At 55.5% G+C, this 16,189-nt stretch carries 17 protein-coding genes, 1 tRNA gene and 1 pseudogene; 13 read left to right on the top strand and 6 right to left on the bottom strand.

What is annotated here, in order from left to right; all coding sequences use genetic code 11:
- Positions 1–137: 137 nt before the first annotated feature.
- The 5 genes from C2E16_RS13515 (at position 138) to C2E16_RS13500 (ending at position 2,679) form a co-directional block, all read left to right on the top strand.
- Positions 138–835, top strand: a protein-coding gene (locus tag C2E16_RS13515) for an IS1-like element IS1A family transposase (RefSeq protein WP_233987823.1) whose coding sequence is annotated in 2 segments (ribosomal slippage) — positions 138–387 and positions 387–835 — 699 coding nt in all. Because the reading frame shifts where the segments join, the coding sequence is not laid out codon by codon here.
- Entirely contained in the window at positions 832–1,083 is a 252-nt protein-coding gene (locus C2E16_RS20885; RefSeq protein WP_167401691.1) for a contact-dependent growth inhibition system immunity protein, read from the top strand. The genes C2E16_RS13515 and C2E16_RS20885 overlap by 4 nt, the downstream gene beginning before the upstream one ends.
- A gap of 272 nt (positions 1,084–1,355) precedes the next feature.
- Positions 1,356–1,646, top strand: coding sequence for a hypothetical protein (locus C2E16_RS13510; protein ID WP_084971393.1), 291 nt, complete (start codon positions 1,356–1,358; stop codon positions 1,644–1,646).
- Positions 1,647–2,206: 560 nt separating this feature from the next.
- The gene (locus C2E16_RS21435; protein WP_162287239.1) at positions 2,207–2,365 is read left to right on the top strand and encodes an RNase A-like domain-containing protein; all 159 of its coding nucleotides are present in this window, start codon (positions 2,207–2,209) and stop codon (positions 2,363–2,365) included.
- Positions 2,362–2,679, top strand: coding sequence for a contact-dependent growth inhibition system immunity protein (locus C2E16_RS13500; protein WP_038625315.1), 318 nt, complete (start codon positions 2,362–2,364; stop codon positions 2,677–2,679). Before C2E16_RS21435 ends, C2E16_RS13500 begins: the two co-directional genes overlap by 4 nt.
- A 168-nt stretch (positions 2,680–2,847) precedes the next feature.
- Here C2E16_RS13500 and C2E16_RS13495 read toward each other — a convergent pair whose 3' ends face one another.
- Positions 2,848–5,172 (bottom strand): FdhF/YdeP family oxidoreductase, encoded by a 2,325-nt coding sequence (locus tag C2E16_RS13495; RefSeq protein WP_038625316.1) that lies wholly within the window; start codon positions 5,170–5,172, stop codon positions 2,848–2,850.
- A gap of 197 nt (positions 5,173–5,369) precedes the next feature.
- Between C2E16_RS13495 and C2E16_RS13490 the strand changes: the two genes are divergently transcribed.
- The 5 genes from C2E16_RS13490 (at position 5,370) to C2E16_RS13465 (ending at position 10,039) form a co-directional block, all read left to right on the top strand.
- Positions 5,370–5,597, top strand: a complete 228-nt coding sequence (locus tag C2E16_RS13490; RefSeq protein WP_038625317.1) for a YgdI/YgdR family lipoprotein — start codon at positions 5,370–5,372, stop codon at positions 5,595–5,597.
- A gap of 265 nt (positions 5,598–5,862) precedes the next feature.
- The gene (gene dacD / locus C2E16_RS13485) at positions 5,863–7,050 is read left to right on the top strand and encodes a serine-type D-Ala-D-Ala carboxypeptidase DacD (RefSeq protein WP_038625318.1); all 1,188 of its coding nucleotides are present in this window, start codon (positions 5,863–5,865) and stop codon (positions 7,048–7,050) included.
- Between the two features lie 151 nt (positions 7,051–7,201).
- The gene (locus C2E16_RS13480) at positions 7,202–8,230 is read left to right on the top strand and encodes a MerR family transcriptional regulator (protein ID WP_038625319.1); all 1,029 of its coding nucleotides are present in this window, start codon (positions 7,202–7,204) and stop codon (positions 8,228–8,230) included.
- Between the two features lie 258 nt (positions 8,231–8,488).
- On the top strand, positions 8,489–9,547 hold the full coding sequence (locus C2E16_RS13470; RefSeq protein ID WP_038625321.1) for an FUSC family protein: 1,059 nt from the start codon (positions 8,489–8,491) through the stop codon (positions 9,545–9,547).
- Between the two features lie 159 nt (positions 9,548–9,706).
- Positions 9,707–10,039, top strand: coding sequence for a DUF496 family protein (locus tag C2E16_RS13465; protein ID WP_038629950.1), 333 nt, complete (start codon positions 9,707–9,709; stop codon positions 10,037–10,039).
- 188 nt (positions 10,040–10,227) lie between these two features.
- Here C2E16_RS13465 and C2E16_RS13460 read toward each other — a convergent pair.
- A tRNA-Asn gene (locus tag C2E16_RS13460) sits at positions 10,228–10,303 on the bottom strand.
- A gap of 188 nt (positions 10,304–10,491) precedes the next feature.
- Between C2E16_RS13460 and C2E16_RS13455 the strand changes: the two genes are divergently transcribed.
- Complete coding sequence (locus tag C2E16_RS13455) at positions 10,492–12,327, top strand: DNA/RNA non-specific endonuclease (protein WP_244947419.1); 1,836 nt, start codon at positions 10,492–10,494, stop codon at positions 12,325–12,327.
- Between the two features lie 51 nt (positions 12,328–12,378).
- Here C2E16_RS13455 and C2E16_RS13450 read toward each other — a convergent pair whose 3' ends face one another.
- The gene (locus C2E16_RS13450) at positions 12,379–13,026 is read right to left on the bottom strand and encodes a TetR family transcriptional regulator (RefSeq protein WP_038625323.1); all 648 of its coding nucleotides are present in this window, start codon (positions 13,024–13,026) and stop codon (positions 12,379–12,381) included.
- Between the two features lie 487 nt (positions 13,027–13,513).
- Between C2E16_RS13450 and C2E16_RS13445 the strand changes: the two genes are divergently transcribed.
- Positions 13,514–14,254, top strand: a complete 741-nt coding sequence (locus C2E16_RS13445) for a hypothetical protein (protein ID WP_103790943.1) — start codon at positions 13,514–13,516, stop codon at positions 14,252–14,254.
- Between the two features lie 130 nt (positions 14,255–14,384).
- A complete protein-coding gene (locus C2E16_RS13440; RefSeq protein WP_038625324.1) occupies positions 14,385–14,603 on the top strand; it encodes a hypothetical protein in 219 nt (72 codons plus the stop codon).
- Here the strand turns inward: C2E16_RS13440 and C2E16_RS21430 are convergent.
- The 3 genes and pseudogenes from C2E16_RS21430 to C2E16_RS13430 form a co-directional block, all read right to left on the bottom strand.
- Positions 14,523–14,750: pseudogene (locus C2E16_RS21430) on the bottom strand (hypothetical protein); the annotation flags it as partial. The gene C2E16_RS13440 and the pseudogene C2E16_RS21430 sit on opposite strands and share 81 nt — an antisense overlap.
- 4 nt (positions 14,751–14,754) lie before the next feature.
- The gene (locus C2E16_RS13435; RefSeq protein ID WP_084971269.1) at positions 14,755–15,537 is read right to left on the bottom strand and encodes a TIGR01458 family HAD-type hydrolase; all 783 of its coding nucleotides are present in this window, start codon (positions 15,535–15,537) and stop codon (positions 14,755–14,757) included.
- A gap of 84 nt (positions 15,538–15,621) precedes the next feature.
- Positions 15,622–16,032 (bottom strand): hypothetical protein, encoded by a 411-nt coding sequence (locus C2E16_RS13430; protein ID WP_084971267.1) that lies wholly within the window; start codon positions 16,030–16,032, stop codon positions 15,622–15,624.
- Positions 16,033–16,189: the final 157 nt, after the last annotated feature.

The following is a 16,189-nucleotide window of genomic DNA, read 5'->3' as shown; positions in this document are numbered from 1 at the left end:
GATAAATTGAGAGTAAACGCTTTTAAACGGAAAAATGCTTCTCTTATCACCCTGACGCAAACATATTTCGGTCAGGATCGCGGGTGATGCTGCCAACTTACTGATTTAGTGTATGATGGTGTTTTTGAGGTGCTCCAGTGGCTTCTGTTTCTATCACCTGTCCCTCCTGTTCAGCTACTGACGGGGTGGTGCGTAACGGCAAAAGCACTGCCGGACATCAGCGCTATCTCTGCTCTCACTGCCGTAAAACATGGCAACTGCAGTTCACTTACACCGCTTCTCAACCCGGTACGCACCAGAAAATCATTGATATGGCCATGAATGGCGTTGGATGCCGGGCAACCGCCCGCATTATGGGCGTTGGCCTCAACACGATTTTACGTCACTTAAAAAACTCAGGCCGCAGTCGGTAACCTCGCGCATACAGCCGGGCAGTGACGTCATCGTCTGCGCGGAAATGGACGAACAGTGGGGCTATGTCGGGGCTAAATCGCGCCAGCGCTGGCTGTTTTACGCGTATGACAGGCTCCGGAAGACGGTTGTTGCGCACGTATTCGGTGAACGCACTATGGCGACGCTGGGTCGTCTTATGAGCCTGCTGTCACCCTTTGACGTGGTGATATGGATGACGGATGGCTGGCCGCTGTATGAATCCCGCCTGAAGGGAAAGCTGCACGTAATCAGCAAGCGATATACGCAGCGAATTGAGCGGCATAACCTGAATCTGAGGCAGCACCTGGCACGGCTGGGACGGAAGTCGCTGTCGTTCTCAAAATCGGTGGAGCTGCATGACAAAGTCATCGGGCATTATCTGAACATAAAACACTATCAATAAGTTGGAGTCATTACCAGGATCGCGATATTTTCGGTGAAACTATTGAAGAAGTAGTTAAGAGTTATCGTGAGAACGGGGAGAACGCAACGCGGTGGTTAAAAAATGAAATCATGGAGATGCTAAAAACCGAAGGTGACGGCCAACTGACAACACGCATGGAGTTGCTGGCTGAAAATCAATTTGATCCCGAACTGTGGGGCGAAACGTGGCGCAGCTTCCTGCTGCGTGTACTGGCGGCGCTGAAATAGAATATCGGCGAAACGATTATAAGCCTGCGCAAGCGGGCTTTTTTATGCGCGATACAGCTTATCCTCGTGCGCGTTTTGCCCCTGCGCATCAAGCCCCCGCGCATTGGTCAAGTTTCCGACTGCGCATTTGTTGCAGATTCAAAACCGGCAGGCGGTTTGTATACCCCCGGAAATAATTTACCGGAGGTAAACATCCAAATTACTGTAATTGATTTGTGTTGCTTATATATCGTTCGGAATATGGAATTCCCTGTTTAACAACGGAGATAATCATGGAACTGTTAACTACAACTGAAATCCAACAAGTTGCTGGTGCAGGTGGTAACTATCAGATGGCAGTAAATCTTGAGATTGCCCAGGTTGTCGCAGCCAAATTAAATAACTGTAATATTCGGGATCTTACACACGATATGATTGCCTCTGCGTTAATGGGAGGGGCTGTCGGCGCATTCGGGGGGAGTGTAGCGGTTCCCGTTGTCGGTTCAATTCCGGGTTGGTTATCTGAGGCTATATCTGGCGCGGGCATGGGCGCACTTACTTACGGAGCGTCATGCTGGTGGTAGCAACGAGAACGAGAACGAGATTTATTAAGTCGTTATGTGGCACATTATTTTTTATAATTATGTTCTCAATTTTTAAATATTTTAAAACTGAGGATTTCTTTAGTTTAAAAAATATATTCCAGATCGGAATGACTGGAGTTTTGATGAGCGCCATTTTTTACCGATTTCTATTCAAATAACAAAGGCAGCCACAGAAAAGCCCGTTACATGCGGGCTTTTTTTATAACAACATTACAGTTGTCCTCGCGCGCACGCGCGTTTTGTCCCCGCACATTGGTCAGGATTCCGACCGCGCATCTGTTGCAGATTCAAAATCTCACAACAGCAGGAGATGCGAGAATGGCACGACCAAAGAAGCGAGTTGAGATCCCCGGCCAGCCGGCCGCCGTGGACGTCGCACAACAGCCCCCGCGCCAGAACCCACGATACAGACTGACGCCGCGCAGCTGATCATTTGAAAGTTTGCAGCAGGCTGAAAAGATTATCACCGCCGCACTGCGGGCTAACCGCTTTAAAATTATTCACTGAGCTAATACTCAGCGCGGTAGAGAGGTCCTGGCATGGTAATAATCTGGAATGCGGGAACAAAAACAGGTTATGGATTCAGGCAGGGCAGTAAAATTAAATGGCCTGCCACACATGTTCGGGTCGTGTTAGTCTGCAAAGAATACCGGGGCCTGCCATATTACATTGTTACAGCATACCCGGAACTATTATGAACAGATTACAAAAATGGCGGCTACGCCGTAAGTATTCATCTCTGGGTAGTATGATTCGTGTTTTTTTCTCACCACAGGATTGTGACGCTTTCGGTGAAGCAATTGAAGAAATCATGCAGAGCTATCAGTATTATTTCCATTACAAAGAAGCGCAGCAAATCCTGAAAATGCAAATAAGTGGAATGCTTGAAACGGTAGATGATGCAGATTTAGGTTATCGCATGTCACTGATAACGGAAGGTGAGTTTAAACCCGAACTGTGGGGTGAAACGTGGCGCAGTTTCCTGCTGTGTGTGCTGGCCGCCGTGGGCTGATGGCGAATCCTGCTTCCTCTCAAACCGCCCTTATCTGCGAGAATCTGTACCTTTCAGGCGCGTCCTTCGGACAATAAAAACGGCCATCTTTCGATGGCCGTTGCGCTATCTTAACCGGCAGTCAAACGGCCTCAGCTGGCCCGACAGCGCCGGTTTACTCTATTTCCATCAGCGGCGCGCGCCGGAGGTTTCCGCCGGCTCCAGGCACGGCTCCATCTCGATCGGAATGCTTTTGTAAGCGGGAATACCGCTCTGCGTGTCGTGGCTGTCCAGCGGCACCATCACGTTCGCTTCCGGGTAGTAGGCCGCCACCGAACCCTGGGCCATATCCAGCACCACAATCGTCAGGTTATCCATACGGCGCGAAGTACGTTTGCCTTCGGGATCGAGAGCGATAATATTCACCTTATCGCCGACCCGCAACTGACGCTTTTCCGCCTCGTCCGCGTTGATAAATAACACGTCGCGTCGCCCGGTCACGCCGCGGTAGCGGTCGTTCAGGCCGTAAAGCGTGGTGTTGTACTGATCGTGGCTGCGCAGCGTCGTCAGCACCAAATCGTGACACTTCAGCGAACGGGGATCTTCGTTCACCCCTTCCATCACCATAAACTGCGCGCGGCCGGAGGGGGTATTCCACTCGCGATGGGCCGCCGCATTACGTAGTTTGAAGCCGCCCGGCTGTTGTATGCGGCGGTTAAAATCTTTAAACGCCGGGAAAACGGCCTCTATTGCCGCGCGAATAAAGCTGTAATCGCCGATCATTCTGTCCCAGTTCACTTTTGTGTTGGGCAGCGTCGCCTTCGCCAGCCCGGCCACGATCGCCGGTTCCGATTTCAGGTGCGGTGATGCGGGCTTCAACATGCCGCGCGAGGCGTGCACCATCGACATCGAATCCTCTACCGTAATGCTCTGTTCGCCAGAGGCCTGCACATCCTGTTCGGTACGGCCCAGCACCGGCAGAATATAGTTATGCTTGCCAAGCAGCAGATGCGAGCGGTTCAGCTTGGTGGCCATATGCACCACCAGATCGAGCTTGCGCATCGCCTCAAAGGTGACCTGCGGATCGGAAATCGCTTCCGCCAGGTTGCCGCCGAGACAGAGCAGCGCCTTCGCCTTGCCGTCGCGCATCGCCTGAATCGCAGCGACCGCGCCATGTCCATGCTCCTGCGGCGGCTTAAAACCAAAAACGTTTTCGATGCTGTCGAGCAGCTCCTGCGACGGGATCTCAGTAATGCCGACGGTACGGTCGCCCTGCACGTTAGAGTGGCCGCGCAACGGACAGATGCCCGCGCCTTGCTTGCCGATATTGCCGCGCATCAGCAGCAGGTTGGCGATCTGCTGCACGTTCTGGGTGCCGTACTGATGCTGGGTAATGCCCATGCCGTAGCAGATAATGGTTTTTTCCGATTTGGCATAGAGACGGGCGATATTCAATATCTCCTCATAGTCCATGCCGGAGACCTTCAGAATATGCTGCCAGTCGGTGCCATCAAGATCCTGTTTCAGCGCCTCAAAGCCTTCCGTATGTTCGGCGATAAAGGCTTCGTCAATCACGCCAGGCTCGCCGGCTTTCAGGGCGCGATCGTGCATCGCCAGCAGCGCCTTCATTACGCCTTTCAGCATGGCGGCGTCGCCGCCGACGCGCACTTTGTAATAGGTGGAGGCGAGGGCGGTAGAGCCGAGCGATAGCATCTCAATCGGGCTTTGCGGCGACGTAAATCGCTCCAGACCGCGCTCGCGCAGCGGGTTGATCGCCACAATGGTGGCGCCGCGCTTAGAAACTTCGCGCAGCGTGCCGAGCATACGCGGGTGGTTCGTACCGGGGTTATGGCCGATGCACAGCACCAGATCGCAATGGTCGAAATCTTCGAGATCGACGGTGCCTTTGCCGACGCCGATTGACTGCGGCAACCCGACGCTGGTCGGCTCATGACACATATTCGAGCAGTCGGGAAAGTTGTTGGTGCCATATTCGCGGGCGAACAGCTGGTAAAGAAACGCCGCCTCGTTAGAGGCGCGACCGGAAGTATAAAACTCCACGCTGTTGGGATCGTCGTAGCTTTGCAGCCTCTCGCCAATCTCGCGGAAGGCGGTCTCCCAGTCGATCGGTTGGTAGGTGTCGCTGGCCGCATCATATTTCATCGGATGCGTCAGGCGACCTTCGCCTTCCAGCTCAAAGGCGTTACGGTGCCACAGCTCGCTGACGGGATGCGCGGCGAAAAATTCCGGCGTGGTGCGTTTACTGGTGGCTTCCCAGGAAACCGCCTTGGCGCCGTTTTCGCAAAATTCAAAAGAGGAGGCGTGACGCGGATCGGGCCAGGCGCAGCCGGGACAGTCAAAGCCCTGCGGCTGGTTAACTTTAAACAGCGCAATAACGTCCTGCTTTACCGACATCTGACCGCGCAACGCATCGGCAACGGCTTTCAGCGCGCCCCAGCCGCCAGCCGATCCGCCATAAGGGGCAATACCAATTGTACGATTCTGATGTTTCATAACTCTCTGCATTCTGTTGATGTCCTGTTACTAAAGCGTAGGACACGCAGACAGCTTCATGTTAGAGCCGTGAGGAAAAACGGATCTAATTGCTTTCGAAATATTACAGAAAGGGCGGGCGGCGCGACGGGAAGATAAATTGCGTAATGATTAAACTGTGCTAAACATTAAAGAGTCTATCTGAACAGGAGGTTATGATGAAAAAGAGCGCGTTATTAGCATTTATGTTTGCCGCGGCCCTGCCACTGGCGGGATGCTCCAGCAGTAACTACACCATCCATACTAACGATGGCCGCACTATCGTCAGCGATGGCAAACCGAAAGAAGACAATGCTACCGGTTTGATTAAGTATAAAGATGCCAACGGCAACGAGCAGCAGATTAACCGTGCCGACGTGAAATCAATGACGGAAATCCCGCACTGATTTTTGCTGACACCTTATCTGCTAAAGCCACCTCCGGGTGGCTTTTTTTATGGCGGCGCGCGGCACATTTCCTGCCGCGCGCCTTTATTCCGCGCGAGCCGCATGAAGGTCGGTAATCATTATTGCCGCCCGACCTGCCGCATAGCGGCAAAATGGCGATAAAAGCAGCAGATAATCCGGCGGTAAATTCATAATTTCTTGCAATTAATTCAGCAAAAACGCCGCTTAATCCCGTAAAACAACGCCCTTATCAAATTTCACGTTTATGACTGAGGGTGTTCCGTTGAAAAGGCGTCAGCTTGTAAGTTTTACTGGTTTATTATTTTTAGCATTACAGACCCATGCTGATGAAGCAGCCATCTCTTTTCCGCTGACGCCGCCGCAGGTTGACGCCGCTTCATGGGTATTGATGGACGCTACCACCGGCCAGGTACTGACTGAAGGCAATGCGGACGAAGAACGTAATCCCGCCAGCCTGACCAAGCTGATGACCGGCTACGTGGTCGATCGCGCAATCGATCATCATCGCATCAGCCGCGACGATATGGTCACCATCGGACAGGATGCCTGGGGCGCAGGCAATCCGGTCTTCAAAGGTTCGTCGCTCATGTTCCTTAAACCGGGCGAAAAAGTGTCGGTGCGCGATCTCAGCCGCGGCGTGATTATCGATTCCGGTAACGACGCCTGCGTGGCGCTGGCCGACTATGTGGCTGGCAGTCAGGACGCCTTCGTTAAAATGATGAATGAGTACGCGGCGAAGCTGGGGCTGACGCATACTCATTTTGAAACCGTGCACGGTCTGGATGCGCCGGGCCAGCACACTACCGCGCGCGATCTGGCGGTGCTGTCGCGCGCCATTATCAGCGGCGAGCCCGACTTCTATCAGATGTACAGCGAAAAATCGCTTACCTGGAACGGCATTACCCAGCAAAACCGCAACGGCCTGCTGTGGGACAAAAATCTGCACGTTGACGGTCTGAAAACCGGCCATACCGAAAGCGCCGGCTTTAACCTGATCGCCTCCAGCCTCGACGGCCGTCACCGCCTGATTGCGGTGATTATGGGCGGTAAAAGCCCGAAAGGACGTGAAGAACAGGCGCGGAAACTGCTGATCTGGGGCAACAACAACTTCGACACCGTGCAGCTGTTCCATGCGGGCAAGCCGCTGGGCAAAGAGAGCGTCTGGTACGGCAACCCGCATCAGGTAGAGGTCGGCACGACCGAGGACATCTGGCTGTCGGTGCCGCGCAGCGCAATGCAGAGCATCAAGGCGAAATATGTGATCGACCGTAAAGATCTTGAGGCGCCGCTGAAGCAGGGCGAAAAAGTGGGCTCCATACAGCTGGTCGATAAAGATAAGGTGCTGGCCAGCTACCCGCTGATGACGCTAAACAAGGTGGACGAGGGCGGCATCGTCACCAAAATCGGCGACTATCTGAAGCAGAAGTTTTAACGTCACCCCGGAGGCGCGCCCTGCGCCTCCGCTACCTCTCGCTATCTCTTTTCCAGCATCTCTTTTCCGCTAACCGTTTTTTTAGCACGAGACTTGACCCTTACGCCGCGTTAGCCTTTAGCCTTAGTCATCGTTGAGCAAGGAGAGAGTCATGTTATTGAAAGCAGGCGAGCTGGCCCGCAGAACCGGCGTTACGGTACGCGCGCTGCATTATTACCACAGCATTGGACTGCTGGTGCCTTCGACCCGCAGCGAGGCGGGCTACCGGCTTTATAACCGCCATGATATCCGACGCCTGCATCAGATCCTGGCGCTGAAGCGTCTTGGCGTCCCGCTGGCGGAAATTGGCGCGCTGCTGAACGATAACACGCTCTCGTTACCACAGATCCTGACTCAGCAAATCACGGCTCTCGATCGTCAGCTGGCGCAAATGCAGCAGCTGCGTCAGCGACTCGGTCAGCTGCATCAGCAGCTGAGTCAGGGCGGCGAACCGGAGCTGACGGACTGGCTAACCACATTAGAGATGATGACGATGTACGATAACTACTTCAGCGCAGAAGAACTGAAACAGCTGCCGTTTTACCAGGCCGATCCCGAACGCGAGGCGGAATGGCAACAGATGGTGCAGGCATTGCTGACGTTGCAGGATGACGGCGTTGCCCCGGAATCGGCGCAGGCGCAGCAGTTGGCGCGGCGCTGGATGCGCACGCTGGAGCGCGATACGGCGCATAACCCGGCCTTTTTACAGCGGCTGACCACCATGCATCTGGCGGAACCGGCGATGCAGCAACAAACGGGCATCACGCCGTCGATGCTGGAATACATCACGCGCGCTTTTGCGGAGAGCAAGCTGAGCATTTTCCAGCGCTATCTGGAGCCGCACGAGTACGCCTTTGTGCGGGCGCACTATTTTGATCGTATGCAGGAGTGGCCTGCGCTGGTGGCGCAGCTGAATGACGCCATGACGCGCGGCGTACCGCCGGATGCGGCGGAAGCGCGGGCGCTGGGCGCGCACTGGCTGGCGCTGTTTCGCTCTTACGCCAGCGACGATCCGGCGATGCAGGCAAAAATTCGTCAGGCGATGCAGCAGGAGCCGCAGCTCATGGAGGGCACCTGGCTGACGCCGACGCTGTTAGGCTATCTGCAAGCGGCGGTGACCGCCAGTTTGACCGCAGGCTAACCTGAATTGCGCGCCCGTTTGTTTCGCGGCGGGCGCGCGTTAACCTCCAACGCATTCTTGCGCATCTCCCTGGCAATAGCGGCCTGCATCATGGCAGGCGAACGCAGCTGAAAGTTAATGTTTTTATTGTGTTGATTTGTTTTTTCAGAATAGTTAAATAAAGCCGGAAAACGATAAAATAGAGACGAAAGCCTCATCTCGCACGCCGCTTCAGGTTATCATGGCGCCCTTGTTATTCAGGGAAACCGGAGAGTAGCGTTGCGTCCTGATAAGCCGCTTTCAGCCATCGAGTTCAGCATCTATCGTCATTATCGCATTGTCCACGGCGTGCGCATCGCGCTGGGTTTTGTGCTGACCTTTCTGCTGGTTCGTCTGTGCGATATTCCTGAAGGCAGCTGGCCGCTGATTACCCTGGTTGTGGTGATGGGGCCGATCTCCTCCTGGGGCAACGTTTTTCCGCGCGCGCTACAACGCATCGGCGGCACCGTTTTCGGCTCGATTTCCGGGCTGATCGCCCTGAAGCTGGAGCTGATTTCACTGCCGCTCATGCTGGCCTGGTGTACGCTGGTGATGTTTATCTGCGGCTATCTGACGCTTGGCAAGCGCCCCTATATGGCGCTGCTAATCGGTATTACGCTGGCGGTGGTATGCGGCGCGCCGGCGGGGGATATGAACACCGCGCTATGGCGCGGCGGGGATGTGATCCTCGGTTCGCTGCTGGCATTGTTGTTTACCAGCATCTGGCCGCAAAAAGCCTATATCCACTGGCGCATCCAACTCTCCGACTCTCTCTCGTCGCTGGCGAAGATTTACCATGCCGGCTTTTCGCCGAACCTGGTGGAAAAGCCGCGTCTCGATAAGCCGCTGCGCCGCCTGCTGACCGACGTGGTGCGCATGCGCGCGCTGCTGGAGCCTGCCAGCAAAGAGACGCGCATTCCCAAATCGGTGCTGGAGGGCATCCAGACCACCAATCGCAATATCCTCTGCACGCTGGAGCTGCAAATCAACGCCTGGTGGTCGTCGCGCGCCAGCCATCTGATTCTGCTGAACGCATCCGCCCTGCGTCGCACGCAGCAGATGACGGAAAATACCTTTAAGGCGCTCGCGGAAATGTTGATCAATGGCAACACCGATCGCGTGGCGGCCAATCATCATGAGCTGGCGGAAATCACGCGCGAGCTGCGTCAGCTGATGGCCGAAAATAACAGCGATCGGCTGGTGGAGACGCCGATTCACGGCTATGTCTGGCTTAGCCTGGAGCTGGCGAAGCAGCTGGAGCGTTTGTCCGATCTGATTCGGCTGGCGATGCGCAAATAACCGTTCGGCAATAACCTGCTGTGGCTGCGCCTCATTTCGCGCTAAAATGTGTCACAGTCCGAATTTGAATGTGAAAATTGCCATCGGCCGCGGCGAAACGCTAAGCTGAAGGCTACGACAATACCGCCTGTTCAGGCAGGCCTAATGAAAGGTGTCAACATGGAAAATGCAAAGCAATCATTTCAGGACGTGCTGGAGTTCGTGCGGATGTATCGCCGTAAAAACAAGCTGCAGCGCGAAATTCACGATGTTGAGAAGAAAATTCGTGACAACCAGAAACGTGTGCTGCTGCTGGATAACCTGAGTGAGTACATTAAGCCGGGCATGAGTGTTGAAGCGATTCAGGAAATTATCGCCAGCATGCGCAGCGACTATGAAGACCGTGTGGATGAATATATCATCAAAAATGCCGACCTCTCTAAAGAGCGTCGCGAGCTGTCGAAAAAGCTGAAAGCCATGGGCGAACACAAAGTGCCTGGCCAGAACCAGTAATCCGTTGCGGTTGGCTATGCTGCCGATCGACTATCACCGGGCCGCGTTTGCGGCCCGGTTTCGTTTCAGCCTCTGAACGTCAACGCCGTCTCGCTGCGATGAAAGATCAATAGCGGGGGAGAGCAAGGCAGCGCGGGAAAGGCAGAAAGCAAAAAGGCAGATGCCTGAGCATCTGCCTTTTCTGAATTTGGCTCCTCTGACTGGACTCGAACCAGTGACATACGGATTAACAGTCCGCCGTTCTACCGACTGAACTACAGAGGAATCGTGTGAACGGGGCGCATAATATCGAGGGCGATGAAGGTTGTCAAAGCCTGTTTCGCAAAAAAACACTGACTGCTGAACTTTTCAGCAACCCACGCGGCGGATGCTGAAAGAACCATCGTGTCGGCAGGCGTAAAGCTGACTATGGTTATGGGAGGCGGTTCAACAGCGAGGCGAAAGGGAAGATGATGAGTGAGGTGGAAAATCTGGTGCGGCAGCGGCTGACGCTGACCGTGGCGCAGCGTAAGCAGAGCGTACAGGCGATCGCCGCAGGCCGGGCGGATGAGGCGGAGCCGGACAGCCGACGCGCGCAGCGTTACGCCTTTCAGCGTCTGGCGCAGCAGACGGCGATTATCGGCCCGCAGGACGACTTCCTGCCGACCCATTTCCTGCAAACAGGTATGCAGCGCGCCAGGGCGGTTGGGCTGGTGCGTGAGGATGGCGTGCCGAAAGGCACCGGCTTTTTAATTGGCGGCGGGCTACTGCTTACCTGTTTTCACGTTCTGCCGGATCGCCAGCGCGCCGCTGGCTACAGCGTGGAGTTTGGCTACTGGCAAAATGCGCAGGGCGAGGCGCCCGCCACGACACTTTACACGCTGGATGCCGACAGCTTCTGGCTGAGCAGCCCGCTGGAGGCGCTGGACTGCACGCTGGTGGCGCTGGGGGAGAGGCGCTTTGGCGACGCCGATCTGACGGATTTAGGGCTGATTGCCCTCAGCGATCGCGCCGATAAACATCGGCTGGGCATGGCGGTGAATATCATTCAGCATCCCGGCGGCGCGCCGCAGCAGGTGGCGCTGCGCGATAACTTTCTGCTGGCGCGCGGCGCGGCGGAGAGCGAGGCGGCCAACGTGCTGCACTACACGGCGGATACCGACGGAGGCTCTTCCGGCGCGCCGGTTTTCAATGACGAATGGCAGCTGGTGGCGCTGCATCACGGCGCAGCGGAGGATGAGAGCGGCACGCCGGTAAATGAAGGCATTCGCGTCAGCGCGCTGGTTGACTGGCTGAAAGGCGAAGCGATAAGCCTGGACGCCACGGCGCGGCAGCGGCTGATCGCCGCGCTGCGCGGCGAGCCGCTCGCAACGCTGACGGTTGCGGCGCGGGCGGCGCCGGACGCTAATTATGCTAACCGCAACGGCTATCAGGCCGATTTCATCGGCGGCCACGCGGTATCGCTGGCGCAAATTGTCGCGCCGCGCGCGGCGGAAATTGCGCCGCTACGTTCAGGCGCCACCGGCACGGAAGCGATCCTGGATTACCAGCATTTTTCGCTGGCGATTTGCGCTGAGCGGCGTATCGCTTTTCTCACCGCCACCAATATCGACGGCGCGCGCTATATTAATATCAACCGCGACAGCGGCCAGCCGTCGCTGCTGCCGGAAGGGGACAGCTGGTATGAAGACAGCCGCATGGAGAGCCGCTACTATCTGGTGCAGTCCTTTTATCGCGAATTCAGCCGCTGGTTCGATCGCGGCCACCTGACGCGCCGTAGCGATCATCCTACCTGGGGCACGCCGCAAGAGGCGATTCGCGCCAACAAGGACACCTTTCACTTCACCAACTGTTCGCCGCAGCATTTCCGCTTTAACCAGAGCCTGCAATACTGGCAGGGCGTGGAACGCTATATTCTGGAATATGGCGTGCTGCAAACGAAAAAGCAGATCACGGTGCTGACCGGGCCGGTGCTGAACGATGCGTGGCGGCAGTATGGCGACGTCAAGGTGCCGCTGATGTACTGGAAAGTGGTGCTGCGTCTGGGGCCGGACGGATCGCCGCAGGCAACGGCGCTGCTGGTCAGTCAGGCCAACCTGCTGGATGAGACGCGGCGGGTAATCCCGCGGACGGAGGCGGAAGCGGCCCCGCAGGTAGACGAGTATCGCGTCACCGTCAGTGGGCTGGAAAGCCTGACGGGACTCGACTTTTCCGCCTTCCGCGCCTGGGACAGCTGGCAACCGGCGCCGTCGCTGCGCGCCGATCCGCTGCCGGCGGCGCTGATCCTCTCCTGGCGCGACCTGCTGTGAATGTTGCCTGGCGGCGCTGTGGAGCCCGCGTCCGTCAGGTATGCTTCGGTTTCAGCGCGGCGCGTCGCTGCGGCGCAGATAGCGCAGAGTGGCGGTCACCGCCAGCTGACGATTGCGTTTGATGCTCTCCGCCTCGCTGTTATCGGGGCTGAACAGGGCATTAAAGGTGTAGCGGTTTGAGACGTGGTGAACGCAAATGCTGCTGATCAAACGATGCACGTCGATAGTATTCACATCCTGGTAAAACAGGCCCGCCGCTTGTCCGCGCGTCAGAATATCGTCCAGCACGTCCAGCGCGCTGCGGTTAAGTTCCTTAATGCGCGACGACTGGCTGATATAGCGTCCGCGCAGCAGGTTTTCGCTGCATACCAGCCGCATAAAATCGGCGTGCGTGGCGTGATAATCGAAACTCTCCTCCACCAGCCGCGTCATCGCCTCTTCCGGCGGCATCGCTTTGAGGTTAAGCCCGGTTTCATGCTGGCGGATCTGCTGGTAAACCTGCTCCAGCACCGCAATATAGAGGTTCTCTTTATTGCCGAAGTGATAAACCACCATCCGCTTGGTGGTTTGCGCATTCAGCGCGATCTGCTCCAGCCGCGCGCCCTGCATGCCATATTCGGCGAAGGCCTTCAGCGCGCCCTCGATAATCCGTTTTTTCAGCCCTTCGGGATCGTTTTTACGTTTTGCTTGCTCAGCCATTGGGAGCGCAATTCCTGTTAATTAAAACCGCTGGCAGAGTAGCCTGTTGCCTGGGCAAAGACAACGCAGACGGGAGGGAAAAGGCCGTGCGTCAGCTGAGAAAAGCTAACTTTTTAACGATTAGCCTGCTGCCGCGTCTGCGCTGCCGCGAAAACAGATTGAAGATTACCTGGATAGTGTTCAGGCGCAGCGCGCGTTACATTCTGTGAACCAGCAATGACTGGTCTTAATTTGCTGCATTTTTTTAGCAGGGCCTCACACTTTGCTGACAGGATTTCAGACCGCAGAAGGGGAGGGAGCGCAGCGGAGAAAACCCACTGAGACCAGTTAAAAACAGACATAAAATGTTAATAATTCTTATTTTTCTTCAGATGGTTTCCTTATCCGGCAGACCTTTTATGCTTCATCAAGCTGTTACCGGAATATGAAAAAACAACAGGACGACGCTCAGACGTCGGCACCATAAACAATTAACGGGCAGGGTACTATGTCTCTTATCGCCGCAATCGATCCGCATTGCATTCCTCAGCTACTTGAGGATATTGAAACACAGGGTTATGCCGTACTGGAAAAGGCAGTCACCGGGGAAGGATTAATGCGTTTTCGTCAGTGGGTTGAGGAGGTCAGCGCCAATTCCGGCCAGCGTTACCACGCCATTTTCGGCGACGTGGAAAAAATCGATCGCACGCCGCTGGCGGAGCTGAGCGAAAACGTCGAATTTCATCAGCTGATGCGGCAGATGGCGGAAAAATCGCTGGGCCGCTCGCTGGCCAGACAGCAGATACTTGCGGTGCTGCGCTGCGTGCAGGGGCAGAGCGGCAAAAAGAAATCTAATGCTTTTCACTATGACGCCAGCGTCATCACCGCCCTGCTGCCGATAGAGATCCCGCAGCAGGGCGAGGCGCGCGGCGATCTGCTCCTTTTTCCCAACCTGCGGCGCTTTCGCGGCAGCGTTCTCTTTAACGTCATTGAAAAGGCCATTATGCAGAACCCATTGTCGCGTCATCTGCTGACCTGGGCGATTAAGCACCGGCTGGTAAAACCGATGACCCTGCATTTGCAGCCGGGCAACATCTACTTTTTCTACGGCTATCGATCCTTTCACGCCAACGGCGTCTGCGATCCCGCTTTCCGGCGTGCGACGGCGCTGTTTCACTTTGGCGATCCGCATTACGGCAGCATGCTGACCCGCTCGATCGTGAGGGTGAACCGACTGCTGGCGAAATAGATCCGGCGCGCGCAGCCGTCCGACGGCTACAGATAGTGAACCTGACTCTCGATATGGCCGTTCGGGTAAAAACGGAACGTGCGCCAGCCTGCAGCGCCTGGTCGACGGTTTCGCACAGCCGGAACGGCGGATGCGGCGCCTGATGCTGTTGATGAGCGAGGCGCATCTCATATTTGTTACGGCATTGACGGGCGCTGGCAAGGGAGAGCCCCGGCAGGGAAAGGGCCTCGCTCGCGGCGGCCGTGGCGATCACCGAGGCTTCGTCAGTTGTCAGTATCGCGTCGAAACGGATTTCCTCACGCCATGCACGCGCGGCGGCGATCAGCGTATCGATGATTTGATCGGTTAAAACGCGTACGCCGGCGAAGCCGGGCCAGAGCACGCTATTCTGAGAGGCGGTGAGGTAATAAACCTCCGCGCCGTTTTCACGAAAAATCTCATAGCGGCTGTGAAATAGCTCTCCATGCGAGGTAACCTCAAGATTAAGCAGTTTCATAGCGTTACGCCTTCAGATTGAGTAAAGAGGGCAGATCGGCGATCCGCGGCAGGAAGGCCTCGTCAGCGATAGCGTGGCGGACAAGGTCGTCCGGTCTGAACTTGCCGGATCCGACCAGCAACGTCGGCAGGCCGATCGCTCTGGCGCCGACGATATCCGTGGTGACATCGTCACCCACCATCAGCGCCTGCGATTTATCCAGCCCCATCGAGGCGAGAGCGCTGTTAAACAGCACTGGCGATGGTTTGCCGGTCACTACCGCCTGACGCTGCGTGGCTGTCTCCAGCGCCAGCGTAAACGCGCCGCTGTCGAGCCAGGTTTTTCCCGCGCGGAAATACCAGGGGTTGCGATGAAACACGATCAGCTGCGCGCCGTCGCGGATAAAATTAAATACCTTATTTAAAATGGCGTAATCGAACGCCTCATCAAGATCGCCTAATACGACGAAATCGGGATGCTGCGCGTCAGTTTCTACAAAAGAAAAAAGGCTGCGGATATTTTCCGGCACGGCAAGATATCCTTTCGCCGACGCGCAGTGGGCGCCAAGATAATAAACACAGGCGGTAACGGATGTTTCTATTTCGCCTCGCTCGATATTAAAACCCAACCGGCCCAGACATTCCGCCAGCTGCGCCGCGCTTTTGCCAGTGGTATTACTGATAAAGCGTAAAACGAAGCCTGCCGCTTTTAACCGGTTAATAGTCTCGACCGCGCCGGGGATCGCTTCGCCGTGGAGCGTCAGCGTGCCGTCAATATCAAAAATAATGCCTTCTGGCGTCTTATTCATTCTTCCGTCACTCTTATAAAACGATCATCAAAGCCGCATAGACCAGCATAAAGCCGGAAAAAATATGTTGATAAAAACTGTCGTTCAGCGCTTTAAAATGCGGTTGCCGACCAGTAAAAAAACCGCGGCGGCGGCGGCCAGGCAGGAAGCCAGGGTGGTGATATTAAGATTCAATGCATTAACATAATGCAGCGTGCAAAGTTGCACAATACCGAAAAGCAAATAGCCGGTGACGATGCAGCCCAGCACTTCCTGTTTCATCTGGTGTCGGGTTACCGCATAAGCGGAAAGCAGGCTGCCGCCCATATTCGATAAGCCGTGAACGCAGCCCATGACCACCAGATATTTACGTGAATTATTTTCAATAAAGCGGCGCAGGTAGCCTGAAATACGCCTGGAGAAGCGCGACACGGCGGTAAAAATAAGAATTGCCGCAATTATCCCATGCAGGTTGACTTTATAATTGCTGACAAAAGTCCATACCAGCGCCACCACCAGAACGGGCAGGCAAAATTTCAGTAAATCCGCCGCGAATATTTTTTGCTGACGTTCCTGAATAAAAGCGCCGAAAACGCGATTTAAGCTGAGCTTATTCTGATTTTATTTTTGGCTGCGTTTCTGCGCTCTTTTACCTTCTTCGGCGGAAGATACG

It is taken from the genome of Mixta calida (genome assembly GCF_002953215.1).
GTDB classification, from domain to species: Bacteria; Pseudomonadota; Gammaproteobacteria; order Enterobacterales; family Enterobacteriaceae; genus Mixta; species Mixta calida.
The sequence above is the reverse complement of the archived record's forward strand: the minus strand, read 5'-3'. Positions and strand labels throughout refer to the sequence as shown.

What these genes read in the sequence shown, in the direction of transcription:
- C2E16_RS13435 (WP_084971269.1), bottom strand. Translation starts at nt 15,537, where the DNA reads ATGAATAAGACGCCAGAAGGCATTATTTTTGATATTGACGGCACGCTG.
- C2E16_RS13495 (WP_038625316.1), bottom strand. Translation starts at nt 5,172, where the DNA reads ATGAAACATCAGAATCGTACAATTGGTATTGCCCCTTATGGCGGATCG.
- C2E16_RS13490 (WP_038625317.1), top strand. Translation starts at nt 5,370, where the DNA reads ATGAAAAAGAGCGCGTTATTAGCATTTATGTTTGCCGCGGCCCTGCCA.
- C2E16_RS13510 (WP_084971393.1), top strand. Translation starts at nt 1,356, where the DNA reads ATGGAACTGTTAACTACAACTGAAATCCAACAAGTTGCTGGTGCAGGT.
- C2E16_RS21435 (WP_162287239.1), top strand. Translation starts at nt 2,207, where the DNA reads ATGGTAATAATCTGGAATGCGGGAACAAAAACAGGTTATGGATTCAGG.
- C2E16_RS13465 (WP_038629950.1), top strand. Translation starts at nt 9,707, where the DNA reads ATGGAAAATGCAAAGCAATCATTTCAGGACGTGCTGGAGTTCGTGCGG.
- C2E16_RS13450 (WP_038625323.1), bottom strand. Translation starts at nt 13,026, where the DNA reads ATGGCTGAGCAAGCAAAACGTAAAAACGATCCCGAAGGGCTGAAAAAA.
- C2E16_RS13480 (WP_038625319.1), top strand. Translation starts at nt 7,202, where the DNA reads ATGTTATTGAAAGCAGGCGAGCTGGCCCGCAGAACCGGCGTTACGGTA.
- C2E16_RS13500 (WP_038625315.1), top strand. Translation starts at nt 2,362, where the DNA reads ATGAACAGATTACAAAAATGGCGGCTACGCCGTAAGTATTCATCTCTG.
- C2E16_RS13455 (WP_244947419.1), top strand. Translation starts at nt 10,492, where the DNA reads ATGAGTGAGGTGGAAAATCTGGTGCGGCAGCGGCTGACGCTGACCGTG.
- C2E16_RS13440 (WP_038625324.1), top strand. Translation starts at nt 14,385, where the DNA reads ATGCGGCGCCTGATGCTGTTGATGAGCGAGGCGCATCTCATATTTGTT.
- dacD (WP_038625318.1), top strand. Translation starts at nt 5,863, where the DNA reads ATGACTGAGGGTGTTCCGTTGAAAAGGCGTCAGCTTGTAAGTTTTACT.
- C2E16_RS13445 (WP_103790943.1), top strand. Translation starts at nt 13,514, where the DNA reads ATGTCTCTTATCGCCGCAATCGATCCGCATTGCATTCCTCAGCTACTT.